At 62.6% G+C, this 26,631-nt stretch carries 26 protein-coding genes and 1 pseudogene; 14 read left to right on the forward strand and 13 right to left on the reverse strand.

Going from position 1 to position 26,631, the window contains the following annotated elements; translation table 11 throughout:
* Positions 1-34: 34 nt before the first annotated feature.
* Positions 35-2,077, forward strand: a pseudogene (gene glgX / locus R4P70_RS16115) (glycogen debranching protein GlgX); the annotation flags it as partial.
* On the opposite strand, the gene R4P70_RS16120 reads toward glgX, so the two are convergent.
* The 4 genes from R4P70_RS16120 to ctaD all read right to left on the reverse strand — a co-directional run bounded on the left by R4P70_RS16120 (position 1,990) and on the right by ctaD (position 6,713).
* The gene (locus R4P70_RS16120; RefSeq protein ID WP_242459944.1) at positions 1,990-2,784 is read right to left on the reverse strand and encodes a YczE/YyaS/YitT family protein; all 795 of its coding nucleotides are present in this window, start codon (positions 2,782-2,784) and stop codon (positions 1,990-1,992) included. The pseudogene glgX and the gene R4P70_RS16120 sit on opposite strands and share 88 nt — an antisense overlap.
* A 37-nt stretch (positions 2,785-2,821) precedes the next feature.
* A complete protein-coding gene (locus R4P70_RS16125) occupies positions 2,822-3,589 on the reverse strand; it encodes a peptidyl-tRNA hydrolase (RefSeq protein WP_080910890.1) in 768 nt (255 codons plus the stop codon).
* The gene (gene serB, locus R4P70_RS16130; RefSeq protein WP_020969288.1) at positions 3,586-4,806 is read right to left on the reverse strand and encodes a phosphoserine phosphatase SerB; all 1,221 of its coding nucleotides are present in this window, start codon (positions 4,804-4,806) and stop codon (positions 3,586-3,588) included. The genes R4P70_RS16125 and serB overlap by 4 nt, the downstream gene beginning before the upstream one ends.
* A gap of 116 nt (positions 4,807-4,922) precedes the next feature.
* A complete protein-coding gene (gene ctaD / locus R4P70_RS16135) occupies positions 4,923-6,713 on the reverse strand; it encodes a cytochrome c oxidase subunit I (protein ID WP_020907234.1) in 1,791 nt (596 codons plus the stop codon).
* Between the two features lie 349 nt (positions 6,714-7,062).
* Here ctaD and R4P70_RS16140 point away from each other — a divergent pair, with 349 nt between their 5' ends.
* From R4P70_RS16140 to R4P70_RS16150, 3 genes are all read left to right on the forward strand, one after another.
* On the forward strand, positions 7,063-8,058 hold the full coding sequence (locus R4P70_RS16140; protein WP_317831006.1) for an iron-siderophore ABC transporter substrate-binding protein: 996 nt from the start codon (positions 7,063-7,065) through the stop codon (positions 8,056-8,058).
* 49 nt (positions 8,059-8,107) lie between these two features.
* Positions 8,108-9,202: an iron-siderophore ABC transporter substrate-binding protein gene (locus R4P70_RS16145; protein ID WP_214500023.1), complete on the forward strand. Its 1,095-nt coding sequence runs from the start codon at positions 8,108-8,110 to the stop codon at positions 9,200-9,202.
* A 66-nt stretch (positions 9,203-9,268) separates the two neighbouring features.
* Positions 9,269-9,742 (forward strand): NUDIX hydrolase, encoded by a 474-nt coding sequence (locus R4P70_RS16150; RefSeq protein WP_029255089.1) that lies wholly within the window; start codon positions 9,269-9,271, stop codon positions 9,740-9,742.
* A gap of 75 nt (positions 9,743-9,817) precedes the next feature.
* Here the strand turns inward: R4P70_RS16150 and nrdF are convergent, their stop codons facing one another.
* Positions 9,818-10,783: a class 1b ribonucleoside-diphosphate reductase subunit beta gene (gene nrdF, locus R4P70_RS16155; RefSeq protein ID WP_003944744.1), complete on the reverse strand. Its 966-nt coding sequence runs from the start codon at positions 10,781-10,783 to the stop codon at positions 9,818-9,820.
* 170 nt (positions 10,784-10,953) lie between these two features.
* Between nrdF and R4P70_RS16160 the strand changes: the two genes are divergently transcribed.
* Entirely contained in the window at positions 10,954-11,871 is a 918-nt protein-coding gene (locus R4P70_RS16160; RefSeq protein WP_003944699.1) for an SPFH domain-containing protein, read from the forward strand.
* A 12-nt stretch (positions 11,872-11,883) separates the two neighbouring features.
* Positions 11,884-12,096 carry a hypothetical protein gene (locus R4P70_RS16165; RefSeq protein WP_003944723.1) on the forward strand — a complete coding sequence of 71 codons (213 nt, stop codon included), beginning with the start codon at positions 11,884-11,886 and terminating at the stop codon, positions 12,094-12,096.
* 60 nt (positions 12,097-12,156) lie between these two features.
* Here R4P70_RS16165 and nrdE read toward each other — a convergent pair whose 3' ends face one another.
* From nrdE to nrdH, 3 genes are all read right to left on the reverse strand, one after another.
* Entirely contained in the window at positions 12,157-14,340 is a 2,184-nt protein-coding gene (nrdE, locus tag R4P70_RS16170; protein ID WP_003944756.1) for a class 1b ribonucleoside-diphosphate reductase subunit alpha, read from the reverse strand.
* Entirely contained in the window at positions 14,298-14,777 is a 480-nt protein-coding gene (gene nrdI, locus R4P70_RS16175; protein WP_019747887.1) for a class Ib ribonucleoside-diphosphate reductase assembly flavoprotein NrdI, read from the reverse strand. Before nrdI ends, nrdE begins: the two co-directional genes overlap by 43 nt.
* A gap of 82 nt (positions 14,778-14,859) precedes the next feature.
* Positions 14,860-15,090 (reverse strand): glutaredoxin-like protein NrdH, encoded by a 231-nt coding sequence (gene nrdH / locus R4P70_RS16180; protein ID WP_019747886.1) that lies wholly within the window; start codon positions 15,088-15,090, stop codon positions 14,860-14,862.
* 291 nt (positions 15,091-15,381) lie between these two features.
* On the opposite strand from nrdH, the gene R4P70_RS16185 reads away from it, so the two are divergent.
* Positions 15,382-16,209: a siderophore-interacting protein gene (locus R4P70_RS16185; RefSeq protein WP_317831007.1), complete on the forward strand. Its 828-nt coding sequence runs from the start codon at positions 15,382-15,384 to the stop codon at positions 16,207-16,209.
* A 72-nt stretch (positions 16,210-16,281) separates the two neighbouring features.
* Here R4P70_RS16185 and R4P70_RS16190 read toward each other — a convergent pair whose 3' ends face one another.
* Complete coding sequence (locus R4P70_RS16190; RefSeq protein ID WP_019747884.1) at positions 16,282-16,848, reverse strand: NAD(P)H-dependent oxidoreductase; 567 nt, start codon at positions 16,846-16,848, stop codon at positions 16,282-16,284.
* 106 nt (positions 16,849-16,954) lie between these two features.
* Here R4P70_RS16190 and R4P70_RS16195 point away from each other — a divergent pair, with 106 nt between their 5' ends.
* Both R4P70_RS16195 and R4P70_RS16200 read left to right on the forward strand, forming a co-directional pair.
* Positions 16,955-17,554: a TetR/AcrR family transcriptional regulator gene (locus R4P70_RS16195; RefSeq protein ID WP_019747883.1), complete on the forward strand. Its 600-nt coding sequence runs from the start codon at positions 16,955-16,957 to the stop codon at positions 17,552-17,554.
* Positions 17,555-17,589: 35 nt separating this feature from the next.
* Entirely contained in the window at positions 17,590-18,369 is a 780-nt protein-coding gene (locus R4P70_RS16200) for an META domain-containing protein (RefSeq protein ID WP_317831008.1), read from the forward strand.
* A 19-nt stretch (positions 18,370-18,388) separates the two neighbouring features.
* Here R4P70_RS16200 and R4P70_RS16205 read toward each other — a convergent pair whose 3' ends face one another.
* Positions 18,389-18,943: a nucleosidase gene (locus R4P70_RS16205; protein WP_080910898.1), complete on the reverse strand. Its 555-nt coding sequence runs from the start codon at positions 18,941-18,943 to the stop codon at positions 18,389-18,391.
* Positions 18,944-19,011: 68 nt separating this feature from the next.
* On the opposite strand from R4P70_RS16205, the gene nadE reads away from it, so the two are divergent.
* Complete coding sequence (gene nadE / locus R4P70_RS16210) at positions 19,012-19,836, forward strand: ammonia-dependent NAD(+) synthetase (protein ID WP_243617143.1); 825 nt, start codon at positions 19,012-19,014, stop codon at positions 19,834-19,836.
* A gap of 13 nt (positions 19,837-19,849) precedes the next feature.
* Here nadE and R4P70_RS16215 read toward each other — a convergent pair whose 3' ends face one another.
* The 3 genes from R4P70_RS16215 to moaA all read right to left on the reverse strand — a co-directional run bounded on the left by R4P70_RS16215 (position 19,850) and on the right by moaA (position 22,228).
* On the reverse strand, positions 19,850-20,605 hold the full coding sequence (locus R4P70_RS16215; protein WP_020969281.1) for a hypothetical protein: 756 nt from the start codon (positions 20,603-20,605) through the stop codon (positions 19,850-19,852).
* 314 nt (positions 20,606-20,919) lie between these two features.
* The gene (locus tag R4P70_RS16220) at positions 20,920-21,177 is read right to left on the reverse strand and encodes a MoaD/ThiS family protein (protein ID WP_003944706.1); all 258 of its coding nucleotides are present in this window, start codon (positions 21,175-21,177) and stop codon (positions 20,920-20,922) included.
* Positions 21,170-22,228, reverse strand: a complete 1,059-nt coding sequence (gene moaA / locus R4P70_RS16225) for a GTP 3',8-cyclase MoaA (protein WP_019747878.1) — start codon at positions 22,226-22,228, stop codon at positions 21,170-21,172. The genes R4P70_RS16220 and moaA overlap by 8 nt, the downstream gene beginning before the upstream one ends.
* Positions 22,229-22,339: 111 nt before the next feature.
* Between moaA and glp the strand changes: the two genes are divergently transcribed.
* From glp to R4P70_RS16245, 4 genes are all read left to right on the forward strand, one after another.
* Positions 22,340-23,542 (forward strand): gephyrin-like molybdotransferase Glp, encoded by a 1,203-nt coding sequence (gene glp / locus R4P70_RS16230; protein WP_029255084.1) that lies wholly within the window; start codon positions 22,340-22,342, stop codon positions 23,540-23,542.
* A gap of 28 nt (positions 23,543-23,570) precedes the next feature.
* Entirely contained in the window at positions 23,571-24,557 is a 987-nt protein-coding gene (gene moaCB / locus R4P70_RS16235; RefSeq protein WP_029255083.1) for a bifunctional molybdenum cofactor biosynthesis protein MoaC/MoaB, read from the forward strand.
* Positions 24,550-24,963: a molybdenum cofactor biosynthesis protein MoaE gene (locus tag R4P70_RS16240; RefSeq protein ID WP_007731311.1), complete on the forward strand. Its 414-nt coding sequence runs from the start codon at positions 24,550-24,552 to the stop codon at positions 24,961-24,963. Before moaCB ends, R4P70_RS16240 begins: the two co-directional genes overlap by 8 nt.
* Before the next feature lie 228 nt (positions 24,964-25,191).
* The gene (locus R4P70_RS16245) at positions 25,192-26,631 is read left to right on the forward strand and encodes a DEAD/DEAH box helicase (RefSeq protein ID WP_029255082.1); all 1,440 of its coding nucleotides are present in this window, start codon (positions 25,192-25,194) and stop codon (positions 26,629-26,631) included.

Here is a 26,631-nt window from a genome sequence, read left to right on the forward strand (position 1 = left end):
CATTCTCCGGCCGTTCACGGCAGGATCATCTTGCGTGTCGCCTCTCATCGAAACTCACACCCCGACGCCCGGGTCTCCGTTCCCACTCGGAGCCAACATCGTGGACTCCGGAACCCAGTTCGCGGTCCACGCACCAGCTGCGTCGAGCGTCCAGATCTGCCTGATCGACCAGGACGGAAACGAAGATCGCGTCGAACTCCGGCAACACACGTACGGAATCTGGCACGGGATCATCGCCGGGATCGGTGCGGGGCAGCGATACGGAATTCGGGCAAGCGGCCCGTGGAATCCGCGCGCCGGACTGAGACTGAACCCACACAAGCTGCTCATCGATCCGTGGGCGTGCCGCATCGAGGGGGAACTCGGTGACCACCGTGCCCTCCTGTCGTACGCCGACGATCCTTTCGGCGACCCGTCTACCCTCGACTCGCTCGGCCACGTGCCGCTGTCCGTGGTGACTCCCGGCCTCGTGCCCGCCGGAGCCCGCCTCGAGACGCCGTGGGAGGAAAGCGTGATCTACGAACTGCATGTGGGCGCGTACACCGCCAGTCATCCAGGAGTACCCGCCGCCCACCGCGGAACGTACCTCGGCCTGACGGCACCGGCCGTGATCGATCACCTCGTCTCACTCGGCGTCACCGCCGTGGAACTGCTTCCCGTACAGGCGTTTCTGACCGAACAGAGCGTCCGCGAGCGAGGAATGCGCAACCACTGGGGATACTCGACGGCGTCGTACTTCGCCCCGCATCCCGGATACGCGGCAACTTCGGGCGGCGAAGTCACCGAGTTCCGGATCATGGTCGACGCACTACACGCGGCAGGCATCGAGGTCATCCTCGACGTCGTCTACAACCACACCTGCGAGCAGAGTGTCGACGGAATCAGTGTCAGCTGGCGAGGTTTGGACGGCCCCGGCTACTACCTTCTCGACGGCGACGGCCGCGACATCGACCTGACCGGGTGCGGCAACACGGTCGACGCCTGCTCCCCCATCGCCGTCCGCATGATCACCGACAGCCTCCGCTATTGGGCCACCGAAATGGGTGTCGACGGCTTCCGATTCGATCTCGCGAGCGCGTTGGGTAGGCCGCGCGGCGGCGGCTTCGACCAGCGGGTGTCCATCTTGTCGGCCATCTCCTCCGATCCGGTACTGACCCGGTGCAAGCTCATCGCCGAACCGTGGGATGCCACTGCCGACGGTTACCAGGTCGGAAACTTCGGACTCCAATGGTCGGAATGGAACGACAAGTACCGCAGCACTATTCGCCAGTTCTGGAACGGCGGCTCCAGCGTCCGGAAGGTCGCGTCGCGCCTCGCCGGTTCCGAGGACATCTTTGCCGGCAGCGGCCGTCGCCCATGGGCGTCGATCAACTTCGTCACAGCGCACGACGGGTTCACCGCCGCCGATCTGGTCGCGTACAACCACAAGCACAACGAAGCCAACGGTGAAGACAATCGTGACGGCGCCGATCACAACGATTCGTTCAACCACGGAATCGAAGGCCCCAGCACCGATCCCGAGATTCAGGACGCCAGGGCACGTCAGGTACGGGCGCTACTGGCCACGCTCGTGCTGTCGACAGGCACACCGATGCTCACCGCCGGAGACGAGTTCGGCCACAGTCTCGGCGGAAACAACAACGCGTATTGTGTTCCCACACTTGCCTCCCCGGCCGATTCGTGGGCCCTGGACTGGACGGCGGCCGATCAGTCGTTGGTGCAGTTCGTCTCCCGAGCGTTCGGATTACGCCGAGCGGCACCGGCGTTGCGTCAGCCCGAATTCTTCGAAGGCAGAAGAAGACTGGAGCACCCGGACCTCGTCTGGTTCGACGCTGCCGGCGTCGAGTTCGACGACACCGCATGGTACGACGAGAGTCACCGAACGCTGCAGGCCTGGATCGACGGAGCCGACGTTCGGTCTCACACTCGGACCGGGCGCCCACTCGGTGACGACAGTTGGCTCCTGATCCTGCATTCCGGTGGACCGGTTCAGGTCACCGTCGGCACTCCGGAATGGTTCGACGGCACATTGACTGCATCGTTCGATTCGGCGTCACCGACCGGCGAACCTGCCTCCACGGCCGAAGTTCCCGTCGGCACGGAGATCTCATTGACCGGACCCACGGTCTTGGCCTTACGTTCCGTGACACGTCCGCCGGTAACCGCTGCTGTCATGGAATCCGGCAGCACCTTGATCAGTAATTGAATGGTCGGCCCGATCCCGAAGGCGTACAACACTGTTCCGACGCCAACCGTTCCACCGAGGAGCCATCCGGTAGCCAGGACCGCGATTTCGATGCTGGTACGCACGAGCCTGACCGACAAGCCGGTGCGCGCCACCAGTCCTGTCATCAACCCGTCGCGGGGACCCGGCCCCATGCCTGCCCCGATGTAGAGAACGCTGGCCAGTCCGTTGAGGAGGATTCCCGCGACCATGATCGCGGCGCGAACTGGCATGGAATCAAAGACCGGCAAGAAGGCCAGTGAAGTATCCACCGAGATTGCAATGACCACGACGTTGGCGACCGTGCCGAACCCTGGCCGCTGACGGATCGGAATCCAGAGCAGCAGTACCACCGCACCGGTAATCGCAGTGATCACGCCGAAACTGAGCGAAACATGCTCGGCCACGCCCTGATGGAACACATCCCAGGGGTCCAGTCCGAGGCCGGCTGTGATCATCATGGCCATCGAGAAGCCGTACAACCACAGACCAACGAACAGCGAGGCGAATCTCCGTATCAACACTCGACTATCTTGAAGGCCACTGGACTGTTCATCCATAGCCAAGTTGTCGATACTGGACTGGTCGGTTAGGTCTCTAAGGAACCGCAATGACTGTCATGGAGCCTGGTGCCACTTCCGTGAAGCCCGCATCACGAACCGCGACAGCCTCCGACCGCTTCAATCGGTCTACTGCCTCGGCCCACTGTTTCGGACTTGCGTCGCGTACCGAGCAGCGAAAGTCGTTCTGCGCCCATACCCAGCACTGTTTCTCGGACATGGCCGCTGCCAACAACATCGAGGCATGCCCTACCTGTGCCGACGCCTTGCCTACCGTCATCTCGAGCTCCGAGTCGATCCACAGCACCGGAAGACCGGGCTCGGGCTGGCCAGGCTCGTCGTGCTCCAGGTCGGTGCCACCGATCTGCAACTTCTTGATTCGCGGGTCCAGTTCTCCGACCGGTCCGGGAACCAGAGCCCGCGCCTGGGCGCCATCCACGTCGACGGTGATTCCCGGCACCTCTTGCGCGGCGAGCCATTGGGCTCCACGCGCTCGGCGAGACACTTTCCGGATCCGGGCACCCACCCACGCCGAATAGTCCTCGTGCCACGGGCCGGGCTCCCCGTCTTCGGTGAACCCGACGCGTTCGTCCAGGCACAGCGCCACTGCCGCCGTTGCGGCAGCCTCGAGCAGTGCAGTGCGCTTCGGCGGGTCTGCCTTCGGGATGTGGAGAATGATCGGCATCGCCAACACCAGTGCCGGATCCGCGGGATCGTCTCGCCCACCGTACCCAGCGGCCAACACCGCGTGGCGCTCGCGCCAGCGAGAATCGGGATCGGAACTGACTGCTGGATCGGAACTCATGGAATCGGTACGCGTCGTACGCCACCGTCGACGGCGTCCGCAGCCTCGACCTCGTCGCGGGTCACACCGAGAATGAACAGCACAGCATCGAGGAAGGGATGCGACAAAGCCGCGTCCGCGACCTCCCGCAACGCGGGCTTGGCGTTGAACGCCACACCCAGTCCCGCGGCGTTGAGCATGTCGATGTCGTTGGCACCGTCACCGACGGCGACAGTCTGTTCCATCGGCACACCGACCTGATCGGCGAACTTGCGCAGCGCAACGGCCTTCGCGGCGCGGTCGACGATTTCACCGATCACACGTCCGGTCAGCTTGCCGTCGACGATCTCGAGGGTGTTGGCGTGCACGAAGTCCAGTTCGAGTTCGTGTGCGAGGCCTTCGATGACCTGGCGGAAACCGCCGGACACCACGCCGCAGTGGAATCCGAGGCGGCGCAGGGTGCGAATCGTGGTGCGCGCCCCCGGCGTCAGTTCGATGCTCTCTGCCACCTCGTCGATGACGGACGCGTCGAGACCGGCGAGTGTCGCCACACGCTGGTGCAGTGATTCGGTGAAGTCGATCTCGCCGCGCATCGCAGCTTCGGTGACGGCGCGGACCTCGTCCTCGACGCCGGCCTTCGCGGCGAGCATCTCGATGACCTCGCCCTGTACGAGCGTCGAGTCCACGTCGAACACGATCAGACGCTTGGCCCGGCGAGCCAGTCCTGCGCGCTCGACTGCGATGTCGACGTTTTCGAGAGCGGCGACCTCGGCGAGTCCGGTACGCAGCTTCGCGTCGCCGTCGACAGTATCGGCTGCGCTGACGCTGAGTTCGAGGCCGGTGACCGGATAGTCGGCGACACCACGGATGGAGTCGATGTTGGCGCCCTGCTTCGCGAGTTCGCGTGCTACCGAGCGCATTGCGCGGGCATTGACGGGGCTGCCGAGAACAACGACCGCGTGAGTGGACACTGCAGGTCGACCTGGATCGGCACCGATTTCGATGTCGACGTTCATTCCGACCGTCGCCATCGCCTGTTCGAGCTCTTCCTGAAGGGCTTCGGGATCGTTCGGGCAGGCCACCATGACGCCGAGTGTCAGTCGACCTCGAATCACCACCTGCTCCACGTCGAGCAGACGCACATCGTGCCGCGACAGCGCCGCGAACAGTACCGAGGTGACGCCAGGGCGGTCCGGCCCGGTCACAGTCACCAGAACAGTGGTGTCAGAGGCACCCACCGAAAACTCCGATCGTTTCTTCGTTCGCGTCTTGATCGTCACTATTGTGCCAAGCGAAAGGCCCCACCCGTTACTCGGGCGGGGCCTTCGCTGATTACTTCAGTGTGTTACTTCGCTCAGGAGCGGCTGTCGGTGCCGGGGTCGCCTTCGTCCCCGACTGTGAGCGGCTCGTGACGAGCATCTTCGAGCACGGTGCTGGCGTTCTTCCCACCGTGACCGGGGCCGACGTGCGCTTCTGCGCGCATTCGCTCCACCATGTGCGGGTAGTGCAGCTCGAAGGCCGGACGCTCGCTGCGGATGCGCGGCAACTCGGTGAAGTTGTGACGCGGCGGCGGGCAGGTTGTCGCCCACTCGAGCGAGTTTCCGTAGCCCCACGGATCGTCGACGGTGACCACTTCGCCGTAGCGGTAACTCTTGAAGACGTTCCAGATGAACGGGAGCGTCGAGGCACCGAGTACGAACGCGAAGATCGTGGACACCGAGTTCAGAACCGTGAACCCGTCCGAGGGCAGGTAGTCGGCGTAACGACGCGGCATACCTTCGGCACCGAGCCAGTGCTGGACGAGGAACGTGCCGTGGAAGCCGACGAACGTGGTCCAGAAGTGCCACTTGCCGAGGCGCTCGTCCATCATGCGGCCGGTCATCTTCGGGAACCAGAAGTAGATACCGGCGTACGTGGCGAACACGACCGTACCGAAGACCACGTAGTGGAAGTGGGCGACGACGAAGTAGCTGTCCGTGACGTGGAAGTCGAGCGGCGGGCTCGCGAGGATGACGCCCGACAGACCACCGAAGAGGAAGGTGATCAGGAAGCCGATCGAGAACAGCATCGGCGATTCGAAGGTCAATTGCCCCTTCCACATCGTGCCGATCCAGTTGAAGATCTTCACACCTGTCGGCACGGCGATCAGGAACGTCATGAACGAGAAGTAGGGCAGGAGAACAGCGCCGGTCGCGTACATGTGGTGAGCCCACACTGCGATCGACAGAGCGGCGATGGCCAACGTTGCGTACACCAGGCCGCTGTAGCCGAAGATCGGCTTACGGCTGAAGACCGGGAAGATCTCCGAGACGATGCCGAAGAACGGCAGCGCGATGATGTACACCTCGGGGTGACCGAAGAACCAGAACAGGTGCTGCCACAGCAGCACACCGCCCGTTGCCGGGTCGAAGATGTGTCCACCGAGATGGCGGTCGACGAACAGGCCCATGAATGCAGCGGTCAGCAGCGGGAACGCCAGCAGGATCAGGATGCTGGTGATGAAGATGTTCCAGGTGAAGATCGGCATGCGGAACATGGTCATACCGGGTGCGCGCAGGCAAATCACGGTGGTGACCATGTTGACGCCACCGAGGATGGTGCCGAGGCCGGCGACAGCCAGACCCAAGACCCACAGGTCGGCGCCGACGCCGGGGCTGTGCAGCGCGCTGGTCAGCGGCGTGTATGCCGTCCAACCGAAGTCTGCTGCGCCACCGGGCGTGACGAATCCGGCCGTCGTGATGATCGCGCCGAACAGGTACAGCCAGTAGCTGAACGCGTTCAGACGCGGGAACGCGACGTCGGGTGCACCGATCTGGAGCGGAAGAATGTAGTTCGCGAAGCCGAAGACGATCGGGGTCGCGTACAGCAGCAGCATGATCGTGCCGTGCATGGTGAACAGCTGGTTGAACTGTTCGTTGGAAAGGAACTGCATGCCGGGTACAGCAAGTTCGGCACGCATCATCAGTGCCATGAGGCCACCGATGAGGAAGAAGGCGATGGAAGTCGCCAAGTACATGATTCCGAGCACCTTGGGATCGGTGGTCGTGATCATCTTGAAAATGAATGAGCCCTTGGGTCCCTGCCGCGGCGGGTAAGGCCTGGCCGGCGCTATCGTGGGGACTGGCTGGGGCGCTACGGCAGTCACTGATCCTCCTGAATGTGCCTTTGGTCGCTCCGCAGACTCCGTCAAAGAGCCCTTGGTTGCGCCCGCAGGGTCCGTCGCCCGGGCTGCGGACAACGGCTTCTGGCTTGCGCTCATCGAATCGTAGACCGTGACTCCGAGGCACCGCGACCCGGTCCTACTCTGCGTCGTACTCGAGCATCCGTTTTTGGGGGCACCAAACGAACGACCTGCGGTTTATGTTCCCTCGGGAGTCCGAACCCACATCCGAATCGGCGTGTCGTACCCGTCGAAGAATTCGGCCGGTGTCCGTTTTCGGCCATCTCCTCCACTGATAAGGTCACCCTCGCCTAACTCACCTCAGGAGTATTCAGTGAAATTCTTTCCCCGCCGCGCCGCGCTGGTAGCCGTCGCAGCCTCGATCGCCTTGGTCGTTCCAGCCTGCTCAAGTAACGACGAGCCCGCTGCAACCACCACCTCGACCGAGTCGGGCGCATTCCCCCGCACGATCGAACACTTCCGTGGAAGCACCGAAATCCCGGCAGCACCCCAGCGGATCGTCGCGCTCGACAACAGCTTCACCGACGCCGTCCTTCTCCTCGAATCCCCGCTCGTCGGCTACGTCGACTACCGCGAGCCCGGTCTGCCCGACTACCTCGGATCCTCGCGGGAGGAATTCGCCGCGGACGCCGTCTCGGTCGGCACGGTCAGCAGTGCAAGCCTCGAGAAGATCGCCGCACTGCAGCCAGACCTCATCATCTCCGCCGAGGTCCGCGACGGGAAGAACTACGAACAACTGTCCGCGATCGCACCCACCGTCTTCACTCAGACGACCGGCCCGACGTGGAAGGACAACATCCGCCTGGTCGGTCAAGCGCTGGGCAAGGAGTCACTGGCCGAGGCGAAGATCACCGAGTACGAAACCCGCGCAGCCACCGTCGGCAAGGAAATCAACGAGAAGGCGAACAACCCGGTCATCTCGGTAGTCCGATTCGCCGGTGAACCGACGGCACGCCTCTACCGCACCACCTCGTTCAGCGGCATCGTCCTTCAGGACGCCGGATTGAAGCGCCCGGACAACCAGGGACCTGACCCCGCCGATGCCGGAAACATCATGATGAAGATCAGCCCCGAGCTAATCAACGAAGCCGACGCGGACGTCATCTTCATCAGCACCTGGCAGGACGCCGAGGGCAAGAGCGCCGAAGCTGCGAAGCCGTTCCTCGAGAGCCCGCTGTGGCAGACCCTTCGAGGACGCAAGGTCGACGTGGACGATTCACGTTGGATGTCGCCGGTCAGCATCCAGGGCGCCCACATGATCCTCGACGACCTCTCGGACACGTTCGAGATGGACAAGCAGAACAGCTGAGTCGAACAGCTAACCTGAACGGCGCCCGCTCACACAGGAAGCCGTCGACTTGTCTGTTCTCTCACGTACGTCTGTTCTCTCACGCACGTCCGCCCGCACGTCCATTCGTCGTGTCTCGATCCTGGGGATCGCCGCCACGATGCTCGTCCTCGGTGGTTGCTCGTCCGACTCGTCGGACGATCCCGCGAGCACCATCGTCCGGACCACTACGTCGATCGCCGGTGCCGGCGTGATGGGCATCGAACGCGACACCGCCACCGCGTGCCCGACGCCGACGCAAGCCGACCCGGGAGCGGGCCCCGGGGTGAAGCGTCGAGTCGTACACACTGCGGGTGAAACCGAGGTTCCTTCCGATCCCCAACGGATCGTGGTCCTCGACAGCGTCTCGATGGACGCCGTGTGCGCCCTCGGTCTGTGGGAGCGGGTAGTGGGCGCCGCGACCGGTGTCGACTCGCCTCAACCGTCGTACCTCGGTTTCGGCATCTCGGAGATTCCGAGCGTCGGCCCCGTGAGCGCACCCGACGTCAACGCCGTGAAGGCCGCCGCGCCGGACTTGATCCTCGGGTCCAGTCCGGCGTCCGACGGTTTGTACGGGCAACTCGACGCCATCGCCCCCACCGTGTTCGCCGGCGCGGATCCCGTGTACTGGAAAGCGCAGTTCGCCCTCGCCGGCCAGGCACTTGGCCGTTCGTCCGCGGCTGCGACGGAGCTGGACCGCTACCAGCAGGACGTCGTGCAACTCGGCGACGCATTGAATGCATCACAGACGCAGGCATCAGTGGTTCGGTTCGGTTCGAAGGACCTGCAGATCGAGGGTCCCGCATCCTTCGCCGGACAGATCCTCAGCGACGTCGGCGTCCGGCGCCCACCGGCGCAGCGATTGACCGATGCGACCACAGCACCGATTCCGGCCGACGATCTCAGCGCCGCCGAAGGTGACTTGATCTACGTACTCTTCGACGGGCCGAACGGCCGTACCTACGGCACCGAGATCATGAAGAGCGACCAGTGGCAGGACCTCGCCGCCGCCACCGACCGGCGTGTGTTCGTCGCTGAAGACGAAATCTGGAACGGAAACGGGATGACTGCCGCCCGTGCCGTATTGGCGGACTTGAAGGGAACCTTGAACGGATATGCGAGCTGACTGGAACGAACCGCTACTCCCACATTCGAGGCGGCTCGCCACAACTGTGACGGTCGGGTTCTGATCATGCCGATCCCGGAATTCATTGTCGCTTTGCGCGAGAAGGTCGGTCATGCGCCGCTCTGGCTGTCCGGCGTGAGCGTCGTGATCCGCGACGACGACGGCCGGGTCCTGCTCACCCGCCGCGCCGACAACGGTCAGTGGGCCGTCGTGTCCGGCGTTCTCGAGCCCGGAGAGGAACCGTCGGCGGCGGCGGTGCGGGAGGCGAAGGAAGAAACCGGCGTCGACGCCGAATTGATTCGGATCACGAGTGTCGATGTCACAGAACCCATTACGTACCCCAATGGTGACGTGACCCAGTACCTCGACGTCTGCTTCCTGGCCAGGTGGACCGGCGGAGATGCACACGTGGCGGACGACGAAAACCTCGAGGTCGCGTGGTTCGCGCCGAGCGGATTGCCTTCGGACATGACGGAAACCTCGCGTCTGCGCCTCGCAAAAGCATTGCTGGACAAGCCGGAAGCGTGGTTTCTGCGCTGACCCACTCCCCCATCGACGACCGAAGCCCGATTCCCGCGTGTGCAGGAGTCGGGCTTCGTTGGGTGCAGGGTCGCTCTAGAAATCCCAGTCGTCGTCTTCGGTGTTGACGGCTTTGCCGATGACGTAGGAGCTTCCCGAGCCGGAGAAGAAGTCGTGATTCTCGTCCGCATTCGGTGAAAGTGCCGACAGGATAGCCGGATTGACGTCCGTCTCGTCCTTCGGGAAGAGGCCTTCGTAGCCGAGATTGTTGAGCGCCTTGTTGGCGTTGTAGCGCAGGAACTTCTTGACATCCTCGGTCAGGCCGACGCCGTCGTAGAGGTCCTGCGTGTAGTCGACCTCGTTCTCGTAGAGCTCGAAGAGCAGCTCGAACGTGTAGTTCTTGAGCTCTTCACGCTCGGCCTCGGTGAGCTGTTCGAGGCCCTTCTGGTACTTGTAGCCGATGTAGTACCCGTGCACGGCCTCGTCGCGGATGATGAGGCGGATGAGGTCTGCGGTGTTGGTGAGCTTGGCTCGCGAGGACCAGTACATCGGCAGGTAGAAGCCGGAGTAGAAGAGGAAGCTCTCGAGGAGCGTCGAGGCGACCTTGCGCTTGAGCGGCGACTCGCCGTTGTAGTAGTCGAGAACGATCTGCGCCTTGCGCTGCAGGTTGGGGTTCTCCTCCGACCAGCGGAACGCGTCGTCGATGTCCGGGGTGGAGCACAGCGTCGAGAAGATCGAGCTGTAACTCTTCGCGTGCACCGATTCCATGAAGGCGATGTTGGTGTACACCGCTTCTTCGTGGGGAGTGATCGCGTCCGGGATGAGGCTGACGGCGCCGACCGTTCCCTGGATGGTGTCGAGCAGCGTCAGGCCCGTGAAGACGCGCATGGTGAGCTGCTGCTCCTGCGCGGTCAGCGTTCCCCAGGACGGGATGTCGTTGGAGACCGGCACCTTTTCGGGCAGCCAGAAGTTGCTGACGAGGCGATCCCATACCTCGGCGTCCTTCTCGTCCTGGACGCGATTCCAGTTGATGGCGGAAACGCGACTGACCAGCTTGACCATAATTCCTACCTAGCGAGAGAGATACTGCCGAATGTTGGCTTGCCTGAACACTACCCGTTGTGTCGGGTCCGCGATGCCAACACAACAACATGTGTCGCACGCGCCCCTCCACGAGTACAAAAAATGTGATATCAATTAAATATCACTTACCGATGGAAAGCGAGTCCCGCATGACCAGCACACCCACCGTGGCCGAGAAACCGACCGGAGTCGCCACCACAACGATCGCCGAACGCCCAGGCTGGGACCTGTCCGGCAGCTGGATGCTCCTCGGCGGCGTCCTTCTCTTCCTGGCCGGAATCGCGCTGTCCGTCGTTGGCGGAGTTCTGGGACTCTTCGCCCTGATTCCGGTCGGTGTGGTGCTGTTCATCGCGTCACTCCCCCTGCTGATGGGCCTGACCTTGGTGCAACCGAATCAAGCCCGAGTCCTTCAACTCCTGGGAAGCTCGTACAGCGGCACCCTGCGCACGCCGGGCCTGCGATGGACAAATCCGCTGACGGTCCGTCGATCGATCTCGACGCGCATCCGAAACCACGAGACCGGTCAGGCGAAAGTGAACGACGCCGACGGAAATCCCATCGAGATCTCGGCGGTGGTCGTCTGGCAAGTTGCCGACACAGCGCTCGCCTCATTCCAGGTGGACGACTACGAGGAGTTCGTCTCGGTGCAGACCGAGGCGGCAGTCCGCCATATCGCCGGCAGCTACCCGTACGACGCCGAAGGCCGAGTCTCGTTGCGCGAGAACGCCGATATCATCACCACCACCTTGTCGGAGGAGGTTCACGCCCGCGTGCGTGCGGCGGGTGTCGAAGTTATCGAGACACGCATCAACAGGCTCTCGTATGCACCCGAGATCGCCAGCGCAATGCTTCGGCGCCAGCAAGCGGGTGCAGTGATCGCCGCCCGCAAGCAAATCGTCGAAGGTGCGGTGTCCATGGTCGACATGGCACTCAAGCAACTCGAGGAAAAGCACGTCGTCGAACTCGACGAGGAACGCAAGGCCACGATGATCAGTAACCTTCTGGTCGTGCTGTGCGGCGACCGCGACGCACAACCGGTGCTGAACACCGGTTCGCTCTACCAGTAAAGGAAAGGCCACATGGCCACGGATCCAGCTCCGAGGTCGGAGCGCAAGAAGATCCTGCTTCGGTTGGACCCAGCGGTGCACGACGCGCTTGCCCGCTGGGCCGCCGACGATCTCCGAAGTACCAACGCCCAGATCGAGTTTCTCCTTCGGCGCGCACTCACCGAGCACGGTCGAATGCCGAAGAATGCCGGCAAGATGCACGGTCCAGGCCGTCCGCCGGCCTGATACCCCTGTGCGCCTTTTCGGTAGTAACCACTACCGAAAAGGCGCACGGGGCGGAGCCCTTTACAGCATGCAGGAAACGCAGCCCTCGACCTCGGTGCCTTCGAGTGCCATCTGACGCAGACGGATGTAGTACAGCGTCTTGATGCCCTTACGCCACGCGTAGATCTGCGCCTTGTTGATGTCGCGGGTGGTGGCGGTGTCCTTGAAGAACAGCGTCAGCGACAGGCCCTGGTCGACGTGTTGCGTTGCGGCAGCATAGGTGTCGACGATCTTCTCGTACCCGATTTCGTAGGCATCCTGGTAGTACTCCAGGTTGTCGTTGGTCAGGTAGGGCGCCGGGTAGTAGACGCGACCGATCTTGCCTTCCTTGCGGATCTCGATCTTCGACGCCACCGGGTGGATGGAGCTGGTGGAGTAGTTGATGTACGAGATCGAGCCGGTCGGCGGGACGGCCTGAAGGTTCTGGTTGTAGATACCGTGCTTCTGAACCGAAGCCTTCAGCTCACGCCAGTCGTCCTGGGTGGGGATGTGCAGCTTCGCATCGGCGAAGAGTCCGCGAACCTTGTCGGTTGCAGGCTCCCAGGCCTGGTCGGTGTACTTGTCGAAGAATTCACCCGAGGCGTACTTCGACTCCGGGAAACCCTTGAAGTACGAGCCGCGCTCGATGGCGATCTTGTTCGACGCACGCAGTGCGTGGAACAGCACGGTGTAGAAGTAGATGTTCGTGAAGTCGATGCCTTCTTCGCTGCCGTAGAAGATCCGCTCACGAGCGAGGTATCCGTGCAGGTTCATCTGACCGAGGCCGATGGCGTGAGAGTCGTTGTTGCCCTGCTCGATCGACGGCACCGAGTAGATGTGCGTCTGGTCGGACACGGCCGTCAATCCGCGGATCGACACTTCGATGGTCTTGGCGAAGTCGGGCGAGTCCATGGTCTTCGCGATGTTCAGCGAACCCAGGTTGCAGGAGATGTCCTTGCCGACCTTCGAGTAGGACAGGTCGTCGTTGAACAGTGAAGGCGTCGAAACCTGCAGGATCTCCGAGCACAGGTTCGAGTGCGTGATCTTGCCTTCGATCGGGTTTGCCCGGTTCACCGTGTCCTCGAACATGATGTAGGGGTAGCCCGATTCGAACTGCAATTCGGCGACGGTCTGGAAGAACTCGCGAGCCTTGATCTTGGACTTGCGAATTCGCTTGTCGTCGACCATCTCGTAGTACTTCTCGGAGACGTTGATGTCGGAGAACGGAACTCCGTAGATGCGCTCGACGTCGTACGGCGAGAACAGGTACATGTCCTCGTTCTTCTTCGCCAGTTCGAAAGTGATGTCCGGGATCACGACGCCGAGAGAGAGCGTCTTGATGCGGATCTTCTCGTCGGCGTTCTCACGCTTGGTGTCGAGGAAGCGGTAGATGTCGGGGTGGTGCGCATGCAGGTACACGGCGCCGGCGCCCTGACGCGCACCCAACTGGTTGGCGTAGGAGAACGAGTCCTCGAGAAGCTTCATGATCGGGATGACACCCGAACTCTGGTTCTCGATCTTCTTGATCGGGGCGCCGTGCTCACGAACGTTGGTGAGCAGCAAGGCAACACCGCCACCGCGCTTGGACAGCTGCAGTGCCGAGTTGATGGAGCGACCGATGGACTCCATGTTGTCTTCGATACGAAGCAGGAAGCAGGACACGGGCTCACCGCGCTGCTTCTTGCCCGAGTTCAGGAACGTCGGGGTGGCGGGCTGGAAGCGTCCGGCGATGATCTCGTCGACGAGTTCGACGGCCAGGTCTTCGTTGCCTGCGGCCAGGGTGAGCGCAACCATGCAGACACGATCTTCGAAACGCTCGAGGTAGCGCTTACCGTCGAAGGTCTTGAGCGTGTACGAGGTGTAGTACTTGAATGCACCCAGGAACGTCGGGAAGCGGAACTTCTTGGCGTACGCGTGATCGATCAGGAACTTCACGAAAGTACGTGAGTACTGATCGAGAACCTCGGGCTCGTAATAGTTTTCCTCGACGAGGTAGTCCAGCTTCTCGTCGAGGTTGTGGAAGAACACGGTGTTCTGGTTGACATGCTGCAAGAAGTACTGACGGGCTGCAGCGACATCCATCTCGAACTGGATCTCACCGTTGGCGCCGTACAGGTTGAGCATGGCATTGAGTGCGTGGTAGTCGAGACCGTTGGTGGAATCGCCGCCGCGTGCATCACGCTCTACGCTTCCTGCCGCGATCGTGTCAGTGATGGTTGGCGCCACTGCCCGTGCTCCTTCTCTGTTTCGAGATGATTCCAGAACTCCCCCAAGCCTTCTCGTACTCGGTCGACATCCTCGGCAGTGCCCATGAGTTCGAACCGGTACAGAAAAGGAACGTGGCATTTCTGGGAAATGATGTTTCCTGCATAGCAAAAGGACTCACCGAAATTGGTGTTTCCCGCCGCGATCACTGCTCTGATCAACGACCTGTTGTGTGGATTGTTCAAAAAACGAATGACCGGCTTCGGCACATAACTGGTATCGCGCCCTGTCACGGTGACCCCGCCACCATAGGTGGGCAGAATCAGCACATAGGGCTCGTTTACACGAAATGAGCCGTCACGGTCATGGATAGGTATACGTGTCGCAGGCAGGCCGAGACGTTGAACGAATCGGTGGGTGTTCTCCGACACGCTGGAAAAATAGACCAGCGAAGTCATCGGTTGTCACCATTTTCTTGTACGGTGCCCGGAACTACTCAGATGTGTCGGCGGAGGTGTCCACCGCCGACACTGCGGCGCTTCAAGCAGCGACGGTCAGGGTCTTGATGCGATCGGGACGGAAACCCGACCAGTGATCTTCACCGGCAACCACGATGGGCGCCTGGAGGTACCCGAGAGCCATGACGTAGTCGCGGGCTTCGGCATCCTCGGTGATGTCGATGATGTTGTATTCGAGACCGGCCTTGTCGAGGGCGCGGTAGGTGGCATTGCACTGAACGCAAGCGGGCTTGGTGTAGACGGTGATGCTCATGAGAGTCCCTCTTTCGCTTAGCCAACAAAGGCCGATGTAGTGATGTTCAGCACCGATTCGACCGATTGCCGGAGTCTCGCTCGAGGCGTTCCGCGTTGTGGTCTCTCAGTGCTCAAGACACTACACCTAGTGGCCGACAGAAACACATAACGCGAGATGTTGTGAGTCACATCGTTGAAATTCCCAGGTAGCCCCAGTTCAGCGCACACATCTTCCGGCGCGTCGGCGTGTCGCCCGTCACATTTCGGTCGCAGGTCCGACAGCATCTGAAAACCACTACTCGGACCTACCATGAGCGTCGTGGAAACACCCCCGAAGGACGAGGCTCCGCGCCACCAGGCAACCGTGACGAGAACGCAGCAGGTGACACCTAAGATGCGCAGAATCACCTTCGGCGGTGCGGGCCTGAGCGACTTCGAGACGAGCGGGAGCCCCGACGAACGGGTGCTCGTCAGATTCCCCGTCGACCCCCCTCACGCCCGTAGTTACACGGTCCGGCACTGGCAGCCCTCGAAGAACGAACTGGAGATCGACTTCGTTCTCCACGGCCACGGCGGAGCTGCGCTCTGGGCCGAGAATGCGCAACCGGGCGAGACCGTCCATCTTTCGACTGCGAGCGGGTGGTTCAAGCCGCCGACAGAGTGCGACTGGCTGCTACTCGTCGCCGATCACGCCGCACTGCCAGCGATCGGGCGGATCTTGGAAGAAGCACCCGACGGTCTACCGATCCACGTCATTGCACAGGTGCCCGCGCCGAGCGAACAGCAGACGTTCACGACGCGCGCCGACGCTCACTACCGATGGATCGACGAAGCAGACTCACTGCTCGCCGAATTGGCCGCCATTCCCCTGCCTCCCGGCGAGGGCTACATCTGGTGCGCAGTCGAGGCCGCGACCGCCAGACGCATCCGCGCCCATCTGCGTCGAACATGGGAAATCCCGGCACCCCGCATGCACGTGATGGGTTACTGGCGGGAGGACAAGGAGAACTGGGAGCGTCGGTACGCCGTCGTCGCCGATCGTATCGATGCCGCGATGGGCGAAGCGATGATGGCCGGCAAGGATTTCGAGTCGGTCCGCGACGCCGTCGACGACGCTATGGAACGCGAAGGGCTTTAGCGCACAGATGGGCGTGACTCGCATACGAGTGAGGGCCATACCTTCCGGCATGGCCCTCACTCGTGAAACGGATTACGCGTTGACGAGCTGCTTGCTGGCGTCGACGAGGTCGGAGACGACCTTGGAGACCTGAGCGAGCACCTCTGCGTTCTCACGCGGGTGCAGCTCACCGAACAGTGCGCCGGTTCCACCGATGCTCAGTGCGGTGTCCTCGACGACCTTGCCGCCGGCGATGCGGACTGCCTTGGTGGTGTCTTCGTGTGCCCACTTGGCGCCGTTACCGCTGGGCGAAGCGCTGATGACTGCGACAGCCTTGTCCTTGACTGCACCGACACCGTACGGACGCGAGATCCAGTCGATGGCGTTCTTCAGAACAGCGGGGATGGTGCCGTTGTATTCGGGGGTGACGAGCAGGAACGCGTCAGCGTCGCTCGCAGCGGCGCGCAGTGCGTCGACAGCGGGAATGGAAGCACCCTCGACGTCGATGTCTTCGTTGTAGAAGGGGACGTCGGCGAGGCCTTCGAAGACCGTCAGCGTTGCACCCTCGGGTGCGGCGGACACAGCCGTCTCGGCAAGCTGGCGATTGACGGATCCGGCGCGCAGGCTGCCGACGAGAACGAGAACATTGGTCTGTGACATAACGAGATTCCTTCGAGAGTGGTGCGGTTGGTGGCTCCGGTTGAAAGTTATATCAACTAAACGGACCGCGGTCCACTTACATTCCCCGGCCCTGTAACCTGATCCCGTGAGCGCAATCCCCCTCCCCCAGATCGGCGCCGTACCCGTCGAGCGCGGTGACGCAGCACGTAACCGCGTACTTCTGCTCGACGCCGCAGCCCTCCTCGTCGCCGAGCGAGGTGTCGACGCGGTCACGATGGATGCCGTCGCGTGCCGGGCCGGTGTGGGCAAGGGCACAGTTTTTCGGCGCTTCGGCAATCGATCGGGACTGATGCAGGCACTGCTCGATCACACCGAGCGAGAACTGCAGCAGGCATTCATGTTCGGCCCCCCACCGTTGGGTCCTGGCGCGCCGCCGATCGAGCGCCTCATCGCGTTCGGACGAGCCCGGATCGCCATGGTGGAAGTACAGGGCGAAGTCCTCCGAGCGGCGGAAAACGCTCCTGAATACCGCTTCGGCGGTCCGGCACGAGCACTCGGCATCGCTCACGTCATCGGACTTCTTCGAGGAGCCGGCGTCGAGGGCGACCTCGATCTGCTCGCTTCAGCACTGTTGGCACCGCTCGAAGCGTCGCTTGTCCTTCATCAGGTGCGCGATCTCGGGATGACCACCGAGCGCCTGGCTGCCGGCTGGGAAGACCTTGCCCGGCGCGTTACTCGATGTTGACTCCCCAGATCCGTCCCACCACTTAATGTGAGCCCATGCGCATCGCAGCAGCCGTCATCGGCTTCCTGACCATCGCCGCGGTAAGCGGTTGCTCAGCTTCGTCCGACTCCCCCGAGGACAAGACGGATCCCTCCGGCCGCGTCTTCATCTCGACGTCCGTCGACGGAACACAAATTCCCGGCGGCGGCCCGCTGACTCTCGATTTCAGCCAAGCCGGTCGAGTGTCCGCGAGCGCCGGATGCAACACGGCAAACGGCTCGGTCGAGTTCACCGAAGGCAAGCTGACCACCGGCACCATGGCGTCGACCATGATGGGCTGCCCTCCCGGCATCGCCGAATCCGACGCCTGGACAACAACATTGCTGACCTCCGCGCCGACGTGGAGCCTCGACGGCGACACCCTCACCCTGACATCGGACGACGCCACAGTGACTCTGCAGGACAAGAAGATCGTCACGCCGGATCGACCTCTGCAGGGCACGACGTGGACCGTCACGTCACTCATCAGTCCCGATGCGATCAGTACGAGCCTGGCTCTGGAGACGTCAGCTCCCGAACTCACGATTGCCGCAGACGGTTCGGTCAGCGGAACCACCGGATGCAATCGCATGACCGGAAGCGCCCAGGTATCCGACACCACAGTCACATTCACGCCGATGGCAACCACGCGAATGGCCTGCCCCGAGGAGAACATGGACATCGAGCGTCAGATCCTGGCGGTACTCGACGGTGAAGTGAGCTACACCGTCGACGCCGACACGCTGACCCTGCGCAAGCCCGACAACACCGGATTGATACTGACTGCGCAGGCTTGACCAGACGCTGCAGGCTCGATCAGACGTTGTCGAGCAGCCAGCGCCCCAATTCGCGGGCGCTGGCATCGATCATCGCGGGCCAGTCCAAGGCCGAGTCGTCCGCGTGATCGCTGACATGTTTGACGAGTCGGCAGCTAGCACCCGCAGCCTGCGCGGCGAATGCGATGGCAAACCCCTCCATGTCGACCAGATCGGCTCGCTGAGCGAGAGCGTCCCGGGTCGCAGTGTCGGCGATGAATGCGTCGCCGGTCGCCAACACCGAGTCGTCACCGCCGGCGAGCACCAAACGGTCCGCGACGTCGTGCCCCAGCGCTCGGATCGCGGTGCTGCTGATGTCGTGATTGATGACAACCCCGGGAACATAGAGGCCACCGTGGTGCGCGTGCAGCGCACCGGCGGTCCCGATGTTGACGACCAGCGGCAGATTCTCCCGCTCGTACCGCGCGAGAGCAGAGGCGACTGCTGTTGCAGCACTGACCTTTCCAATCCCCGTGATCAGCAGTTCGTATCCTTGCGGCACGTATGCCGCTTCCGACTTCGTCGCACTGACCACCAGAACGTTGTTCGCACTCATGTGCGCGACCGTACCGCCCCGGATACGGTGGCACTGCACGCGCCTGCTCACATCGCTAGAGTCCATTCATGGCCACACTGCGTGAAAGCATCATCGAAGAACTCGGCACAAAGCCGACAATCGACGCCGCAGCGGAGGTTCGCGCGCGAGTCCAGTTCCTGAAGGACTACGTGCGCTCGACCCCCGCCAAAGGGTTCGTTCTGGGAATCAGCGGCGGTCAGGACAGCACGCTCGCCGGATCCCTCGCCCAACGCGCGGTCACTGAACTTCGTGAAGAAGGCCACGAGGCCGAGTTCGTCGCCGTTCGACTCCCCTATGGCGCGCAGGCCGACGAATCCGATGCTCAGATCGCACTCGGCTTCATCAAGCCGGACCGCTCTCTCACGGTCAACGTCAAGCCTGGCGCCGACGCCACAGCCCGTGAGGCCTCCGAGGCGTTGGGGAACGGCGAACTGCGCGACTTCGTCCGCGGCAACATCAAGGCGCGCGAACGAATGGTCATTCAGTATGCGATTGCCGGTCAGCTCGGCTACTTGGTGATCGGTACCGACCACGCCGCAGAAGCGATTACCGGCTTCTTCACGAAGTTCGGTGACGGCGGCGTCGACATCACGCCGCTCACCGGCTTGAGCAAACGTCAGGGCGCTGCATTGCTGCAGGAATTGGGCGCACCGGAGAGCACGTGGCGCAAGGTGCCGACCGCCGACCTCGAGGACGACCGACCCGCGCTGCCCGACGAAGTTGCCCTCGGCGTCACGTACTCACAGATAGACGACTACCTCGAAGGAAAGGACGTTTCCTCCGAGGTAGCCGAAAAGCTCGAGAAGATGTTCGCCAACACTCGTCACAAGCGCACGGTGCCGGTCACACCCCTGGATGACTGGTGGAAGTAACTCTTACCAGCGACTAGCTACCGAACAGGCTGCCGAAGACGTCGCCCAGCGAACCCGTTCCCGAAGCCGGATCCTTCTTCGCGAAGTTGGTGGTGCATCCGTTGAACTGCACCGCATCGACCAGCGTCGAGGTGGCAGCGGAACCGGTCCCGACACTGACGCCGTAGTGGTCGACTACCGCTTTCGGGTTCGCGGCGACGATGTCAGCCAAAGGCACTGACACGCGGTCCTTGGCGCCGTCGATGTTCTGAGTGCTCCACCACACGCCCTTCTGGAGATCCGCGTGAACGCCGCCGTCAGCCGTCGGCGTCGCGTCCGGTCCCGGGACCCACACCAAGGTGGTGAATCCGTTCTCGAACTTTCCGCCGGTGGTTCCGGTGAGGCGGAGCTGGAACGCCGCAGTCGGCGTGGCGGCGCGCTCGGCGAAACCGATCGCCTTGCTGACTGCGTCGGACAGCTTGATACCGCCGGCCGAATGGTAGGAAACCGAACGATCGCCGGTACCGTCGACGGCCAGCTTCAGTGAACCGTCCTTGTCGAGAACGTTGTCGGCCGAGTACGACGCGGTCTGATCCTTCTCGTCGGTGAACGGGATGCCCCACCCGTTCGGCGTCGCTTCGGTGGACAGGGTCGAGCACGAGGCTTCCGGCGCAGAAGAGCCGAGAGAACCGGTGGACGGAAGCGCAGTAGCAATTGCCGGAGCGGTGAGTGCAGCTGCCCCGAGGAGCGCTACGACGACTCCGACACGGCGCGTGGAATTAATCGACATTGAAATACCTTTCATATATCCCGAGTGGAATTGCGCCAAAATTAACACATGTCGACAATTACCAACAGCGAAGGTATTTCTTTTGTCATCCAAACAGATGACAATTCACCTGGGCAATTAGAAGTGCATTTACTCCCCCAAAAGTAGGAGAAACTAAACAAAACGACCAATGCTGGACAATTGACCAACAATGGAGAAAACGGAGATAGATGCCACTTGAGCTGGAGTGATCAAGATATAAATATTTGGACCGGGAAACCGAAAAAGGACAATACGACGGCAGCCCACAAATAGCTACGCCGGCAATTCTCGGACTAGCCTCCAGCGAAAGGCGGAAGAATATCGACAGCGCTACCGGAGGCTCGAGAGACGTCGCGGGTCAACTCGTCACCGACGAGGAAAGCCGAGACCGACAGCACTCGCTCCATCTCCGGTCCGTATCGCCCGACCAAGACCGCCACCAACTCGGCAAGTGTGTTGTCGGGCGAAATGGCGACTACCTCGCTACGGCAACCGGATACATCCGCTGCAGCAGCAAAGTAACGAACCGAGATCGAATGCGGATCAGCCACCAATCGCTCCCATACTTCTTTCCGGCGGAACGAAGTCCGCGGCGTCGATGCCGTGCCCTGCCCACTTGTTCCACATCGCACCGCGCCACAAATCCGCAAGTTCGTCGTCACTTGCTCCGGCCCTGAGCGCGGCACGCAGATCAACTTCACGGTCACTGAACAAACATGACCGAATTGTCCCCTCTGCAGTCATTCGCGTCCGATCGCAATCACTGCAGAACGAGCGCGTCACCGAAGCGATGATCCCCACCGTCATTTCAGTCCCGTTGACACGCCATTCTTCAGCAGGAGCCGACGGGTCTTCGCGACCGATTGCGGCCAATTCGAAACGCTCACTCAATACCGACAGCAATTCAGCCGCAGTCACCATGTTCTCGCGCGCCCAAGCATGGTCTGCATCGAGAGGCATTTGTTCGATGAACCGCAATTCGACTCCGGCGTCGAGGCACCACTGTAAAAGGTCCGCCGCGCCGTGGAGCGTTTCGCGCATGAGAACGGCATTTACCTTGAGCGGCGCAAGGCCAGCCACCGCGGCCGCTCGGATTCCCGCGAGAACCGAAGGCAACCTGTCTCGACGCGTCAATTCCGCGAAGTGCGCGCGATCAACCGAATCCAGGGAAACATTCACGCGGGTCAAACCAGCTGCAGCCAGCTTTGCGGCACGATGTTCGAGCCCAACGGCGTTGGTGGTCATGGCAAGTGGAATTCCTGGCACACGCGCGGCGCATCCCGCGATGATCTTTTCGAGGTCACTACGCATCAGCGGCTCGCCGCCGGTGAATCTCACCTCGCGAATACCGACTCGTTCGACACCGATTCCGACTACTCGAACGATCTCGTCGGCACTCAGAAGGTCTTCCGCAGCGATGGCCGGCAAGCCTTCCTCCGGCATGCAATACGTGCAACGAAGTGAACACTTCTCGGTGATCGAGACTCGCAGATCTCTGGCAACACGCCCGAACCTGTCGACCAGGAGATCCGTCTCGGGACGACCGGCGAGGGAGGCAGCGTCAAACCGCACGGTGGGAATTCCCATCGAGACCACTGTCATCACTTCACCAACTTCCGTATTGCTCCAGTATGACCGAAAGCCGTACTCCGTGTGTCGGACGGACCACACCGCCTAGGATCAAAACATGTCGAGGTTGTCGAGGTTACTGTCATGAGCGCGCGTTCGGTCGAGGAACACGCTGCGCACATCTCCGGATTGCTCACCGGCCTGCACACCCTCTCTCCGTCGGCGGTTCCGACGGCAGAAGCGTTGGGGCGCATAACTTGCTCGGATATCGCATCGCCGGTGGACCTGCCCCTCTTCCGCAACTCACAGATGGACGGATATGCGGTCGATGCTGCTTCTGTGGCCTCGGTTCCGACCACACTGACGGTTCGAGGCGTGATCGCCGCTGGAAGCGGAAAACCACCGAAACACCTTCCAGGATCGGCATTTCGCATCATGACCGGTGCGCCGCTCCCCGAGGGTGCCGACGCCGTCGTTCCCGTCGAGGACACCACGGGCGTCACCGAACACGTGGTCACCATCGAACGGGGCAGGTCTGTAGGCGAATTCGTTCGCGAACGTGGCAGCGACATCACTGCCGGAATGCTACTGGTCACGGCCGGAACACACTTGGAACCTCGCCATATCGCCGCGCTGAGCGCTGTGGGCCTGGCCTCGCTCGACACGTACACGAAGCCACGGGTCGCGATAATTACGACGGGCGCCGAACTGAAAAGTGCCGGAACAACTCTCGAACCCGGCGAGATCTACGATTCCAACGGACCAGCTTTGGCAACATTGGCCGAAGCCAACGGCGCCGATGTCGTATCCGTCGCCCGAAGCAGCGACGACCCCGCCGAGTTCCGCGAATTACTCTCGTACGCAACCTCGGTCGCCGATCTGGTTTTCACCTCCGGTGGGGTGTCCATGGGCGATTTCGAGGTGGTGAAGGAAACTCTCACCCCTCTGGGTGCACACTTCGGCCACGTCGCAATGCAACCTGGTGGCCCGCAAGGCACTGCAGTGGTGAACGAAGTGCCGGTCCTGAGTTTCCCGGGCAACCCGGTCAGCACGATGGTCTCGTTCGAGGTCTTCGCCCGCGGCGAACTGCGCCGGGCCGCGGGTCTGCCCGAGATCCCGCGCGAACGGCTGCCACTTACTGCACCGCTGCGTTCGGTGGATGGCAAGCGCCAGTTCCTGCGCGCGCGCAGAACTGCGGACGGTATCGAACTCGTGGCCGGACCCGGCTCGCACCTCGTTGCAGCCATGGCGTGGGCCGACGCCCTGATCGACATCCCCGCCGCCGTGACCGAACTCGGCGCGGGCGATCTCGTCGACGTCCTCCCGCTCTCGACTTCCTCGATTTGATTCACTCGATCTGATTCAAAGGACACTCATGACCGAATTGACACACGTCGACAGCGAAGGCCGAGCGCGCATGGTCGACGTCAGCGCCAAGGCCGAGACGACGCGCATCGCCGTCGCTGCCGGTGAACTCGTCACGACCGCCGAGGTAGTTCGCCTCGTCCGCGCCGACGGCATGCCCAAGGCCGATGTCCTCACCACCGCGCGCATTGCCGGAATCGCCGGTGCAAAAAAGACGTCAGAGCTGATCCCGTTGTGTCATCAGCTCGCGCTTTCGTCGGTCAAGGTGGAATTCGGGTTCACCGAAACCTCGATCACCGTCGAAGCGACGGCAAAGACTCGCGGACAGACCGGCGTCGAGATGGAAGCACTCACCGCCGTCGCGGTAGCCGGCCTGACCTTGCACGACATGGTCAAAGCGGTCGATCCCGGAGCCACTATGAACGGTGTTCGCCTGCTCACCAAAGACGGTGGTAAACACGGACATTGGACCCGCGGCACTCAGAACTCACAGACATCTCCGGCGCACGCCTTCGCCTCGCCACGGTCCGCAACCGTCCTCGTCGCTTCCACCGGCGGTGCCAACGGAACCAGACCCGACACCACCGGACCGACGATCGCAGCCTGGCTACGCGAGCGGGACTTCGAGGTGCGTGGACCGCTTGTGTACGCCGACGCAGACATCGCGGCAGGCATCGCTGACGCCAAGGAGGGCTCCCCGTCGCTTGTCATCAGCACCGGCGGCACCGGTGCTTCCCCCACGGATGCAACGCCGGAAGCTACCCGGGCAGTCTTGACCCGTGAGTTGCCCGGGGTCGCAGAAGCGATCCGAACCAAGGGCCTCGAGAAGACCCCGCACGCGTCACTGAGCCGTGGTGTGGCAGGTCTCACAGGTACGACGGTCATCGTCAATCTTCCGGGTTCTCCCGGTGGAGTGAAGGACGGTCTCGCCGTCCTCGAACCCATCATCGATCACCTGCTCGCGCAGGTCGCAGGCGGAGGAGCACACGATGAGTGAGCTACTGGCTCGGATCTCCGAGCAACCGATTCACGCAGACACCGTCGACGCCGCCGTTGCCGGTCCGAAGAACGGCGCTGTTGTGGTGTTCACGGGAACGGTGCGCAATCACGATGGAGGTCAAGCAGTTTCAGCGTTGGAGTACCAAGCGCATCCGGATGCCGAACGCTTCCTCCAGACGTGCTGCCAAGAGGTTGCAGCCTCGACCGGCCTGCCGGTTGCTGCGATCCATCGCGTCGGTCACCTCGAGATCGGTGATCTCGCACTGGTCGCCGCCGTCGCCGCCCCGCATCGAGCGGAGGCGTTCGCCGCGTGCGCCGAACTGGTGGAGCGCATCAAGCACGAGGTACCGATCTGGAAGCGGCAACACTTCGCGAACGGCGTCTCCGAATGGGTCGGGTTGTAGGTCGAACGCTCCGAGAAGGTAGAGTTGCGATCACTAGGTGCCTGAAATCGGGCATCCAGCGTCGTAGAACGCAAATTTTCTTGCTGAGTGCTCAATGCACCCGCTCTTCTTACGGCGAAGAAGCCTGCCGACCGGCAGCGCCGCCACCACTGTGCTTGATTGTTCGACCGGTTAATTCCCGTGTCGGCATCCGGGCACGAACACGTGCCCGAAAGGCTCTGAACACACTTGTCTGACATCTCTACGCCCGCTACCACCTTCGCAGCCCTCGGTGTGCGCGCACCGCTGGTGAAAGCTCTCGAAGACGGCGGAATCACTTCTCCGTTCCCGATCCAGATCGACACCCTCCCCGACACTCTTTCGGGGCGCGACGTACTGGGCCGCGGAAAGACCGGAAGCGGCAAGACCCTCGCGTTCTCCATCCCCATGGTCTCCCGCCTCGCCGGCGAACTGTCCGGAGGCAAGCGTCGTCCGGGTCGACCGCTCGGCCTGGTGCTCGCACCGACGCGTGAGCTCGCCACCCAGATCACCGCAACCCTCGAACCGTTGGCCGCCGCATACGACTTGCGCGTGACCACCATCTTCGGTGGCGTCTCGCAGCACCGCCAGGTTCAGGCTCTCAAGGCCGGAGTCGACATCGTCGTCGCCTGCCCCGGTCGCCTCGAAGACCTCATGAAGCAGAAATTCGTCAGCCTCGACGCCGTCGAGATCACCGTGCTCGACGAGGCCGACCACATGGCCGACCTCGGCTTCCTGCCCGTCGTCACCCGCATCCTCTCGTCCACCCCGCAGGACGGGCAGCGCCTTCTGTTCTCGGCAACGCTGGACAACGGCGTCGACAAGCTCGTCAAGCGTTTCCTCAAGAACGAGGTCATGCATTCGGTCGACGAGGCCAACTCCCCCGTCGCCGCGATGACTCACCACGTGTTCGACGTCGACGGCGTCGAAGCCAAGAAGGCTCTGGTCGAGAAGCTCGCTTCCGGTACCGGTCGTCGCATCCTGTTCATGCGCACCAAGCACCAGGCACGCAAGTTGGCTCGCCAGCTCACCGAGTCGGGCATCCCGTCAGTGGACCTGCACGGCAACCTCTCTCAGGCTGCTCGCGACCGTAACCTGGCGGCATTCTCCGCCGGTGAAGCGCGCGTCCTCGTCGCCACCGACGTCGCAGCGCGCGGCGTCCACGTCGACGACGTCGAGTTGGTCGTCCACGTCGATCCGCCGGCCGAGCACAAGGCGTACCTGCACCGCAGTGGTCGCACCGCTCGAGCAGGCAGCGCCGGCGACGTGGTCACCGTGGTTCTGCCCGAGCAGCGTAAGGATCTCGCGATCCTCATGCGTAAGGCGGCCATCAAGGTGACCCCGGTTCGTTCGACTGCCAGCTCCGAGCACGTCGTCAAGTTGGTCGGCGACATCGCACCGCACGTGACGCCGGCTCCGAAGGCTCCGGCCCAGCCGAACGGTGGACGCGGACAGCGTCCCGCCGGCCAGGGTGGACGCGGCGGCGCAGCACGTTCGGGTCAGGCGCGCTCCGGACAAGGCGGTCAGTCACGCGGTGCTCGCACCGGCGGAGTTGCCCGTCAGGAACATGCAGGCGGCGGCGCTCGCCGTCCCCGCACCGGCGGCGGCGCTCGCACCGCAGGCTCCACCGGGGGCCGTCCCGCGCGCTAG

It is taken from the genome of Rhodococcus sp. IEGM 1241, from assembly GCF_033142365.1.
In the GTDB taxonomy this organism is placed as follows: Bacteria; Actinomycetota; Actinomycetes; order Mycobacteriales; family Mycobacteriaceae; genus Rhodococcus_F; species Rhodococcus_F erythropolis.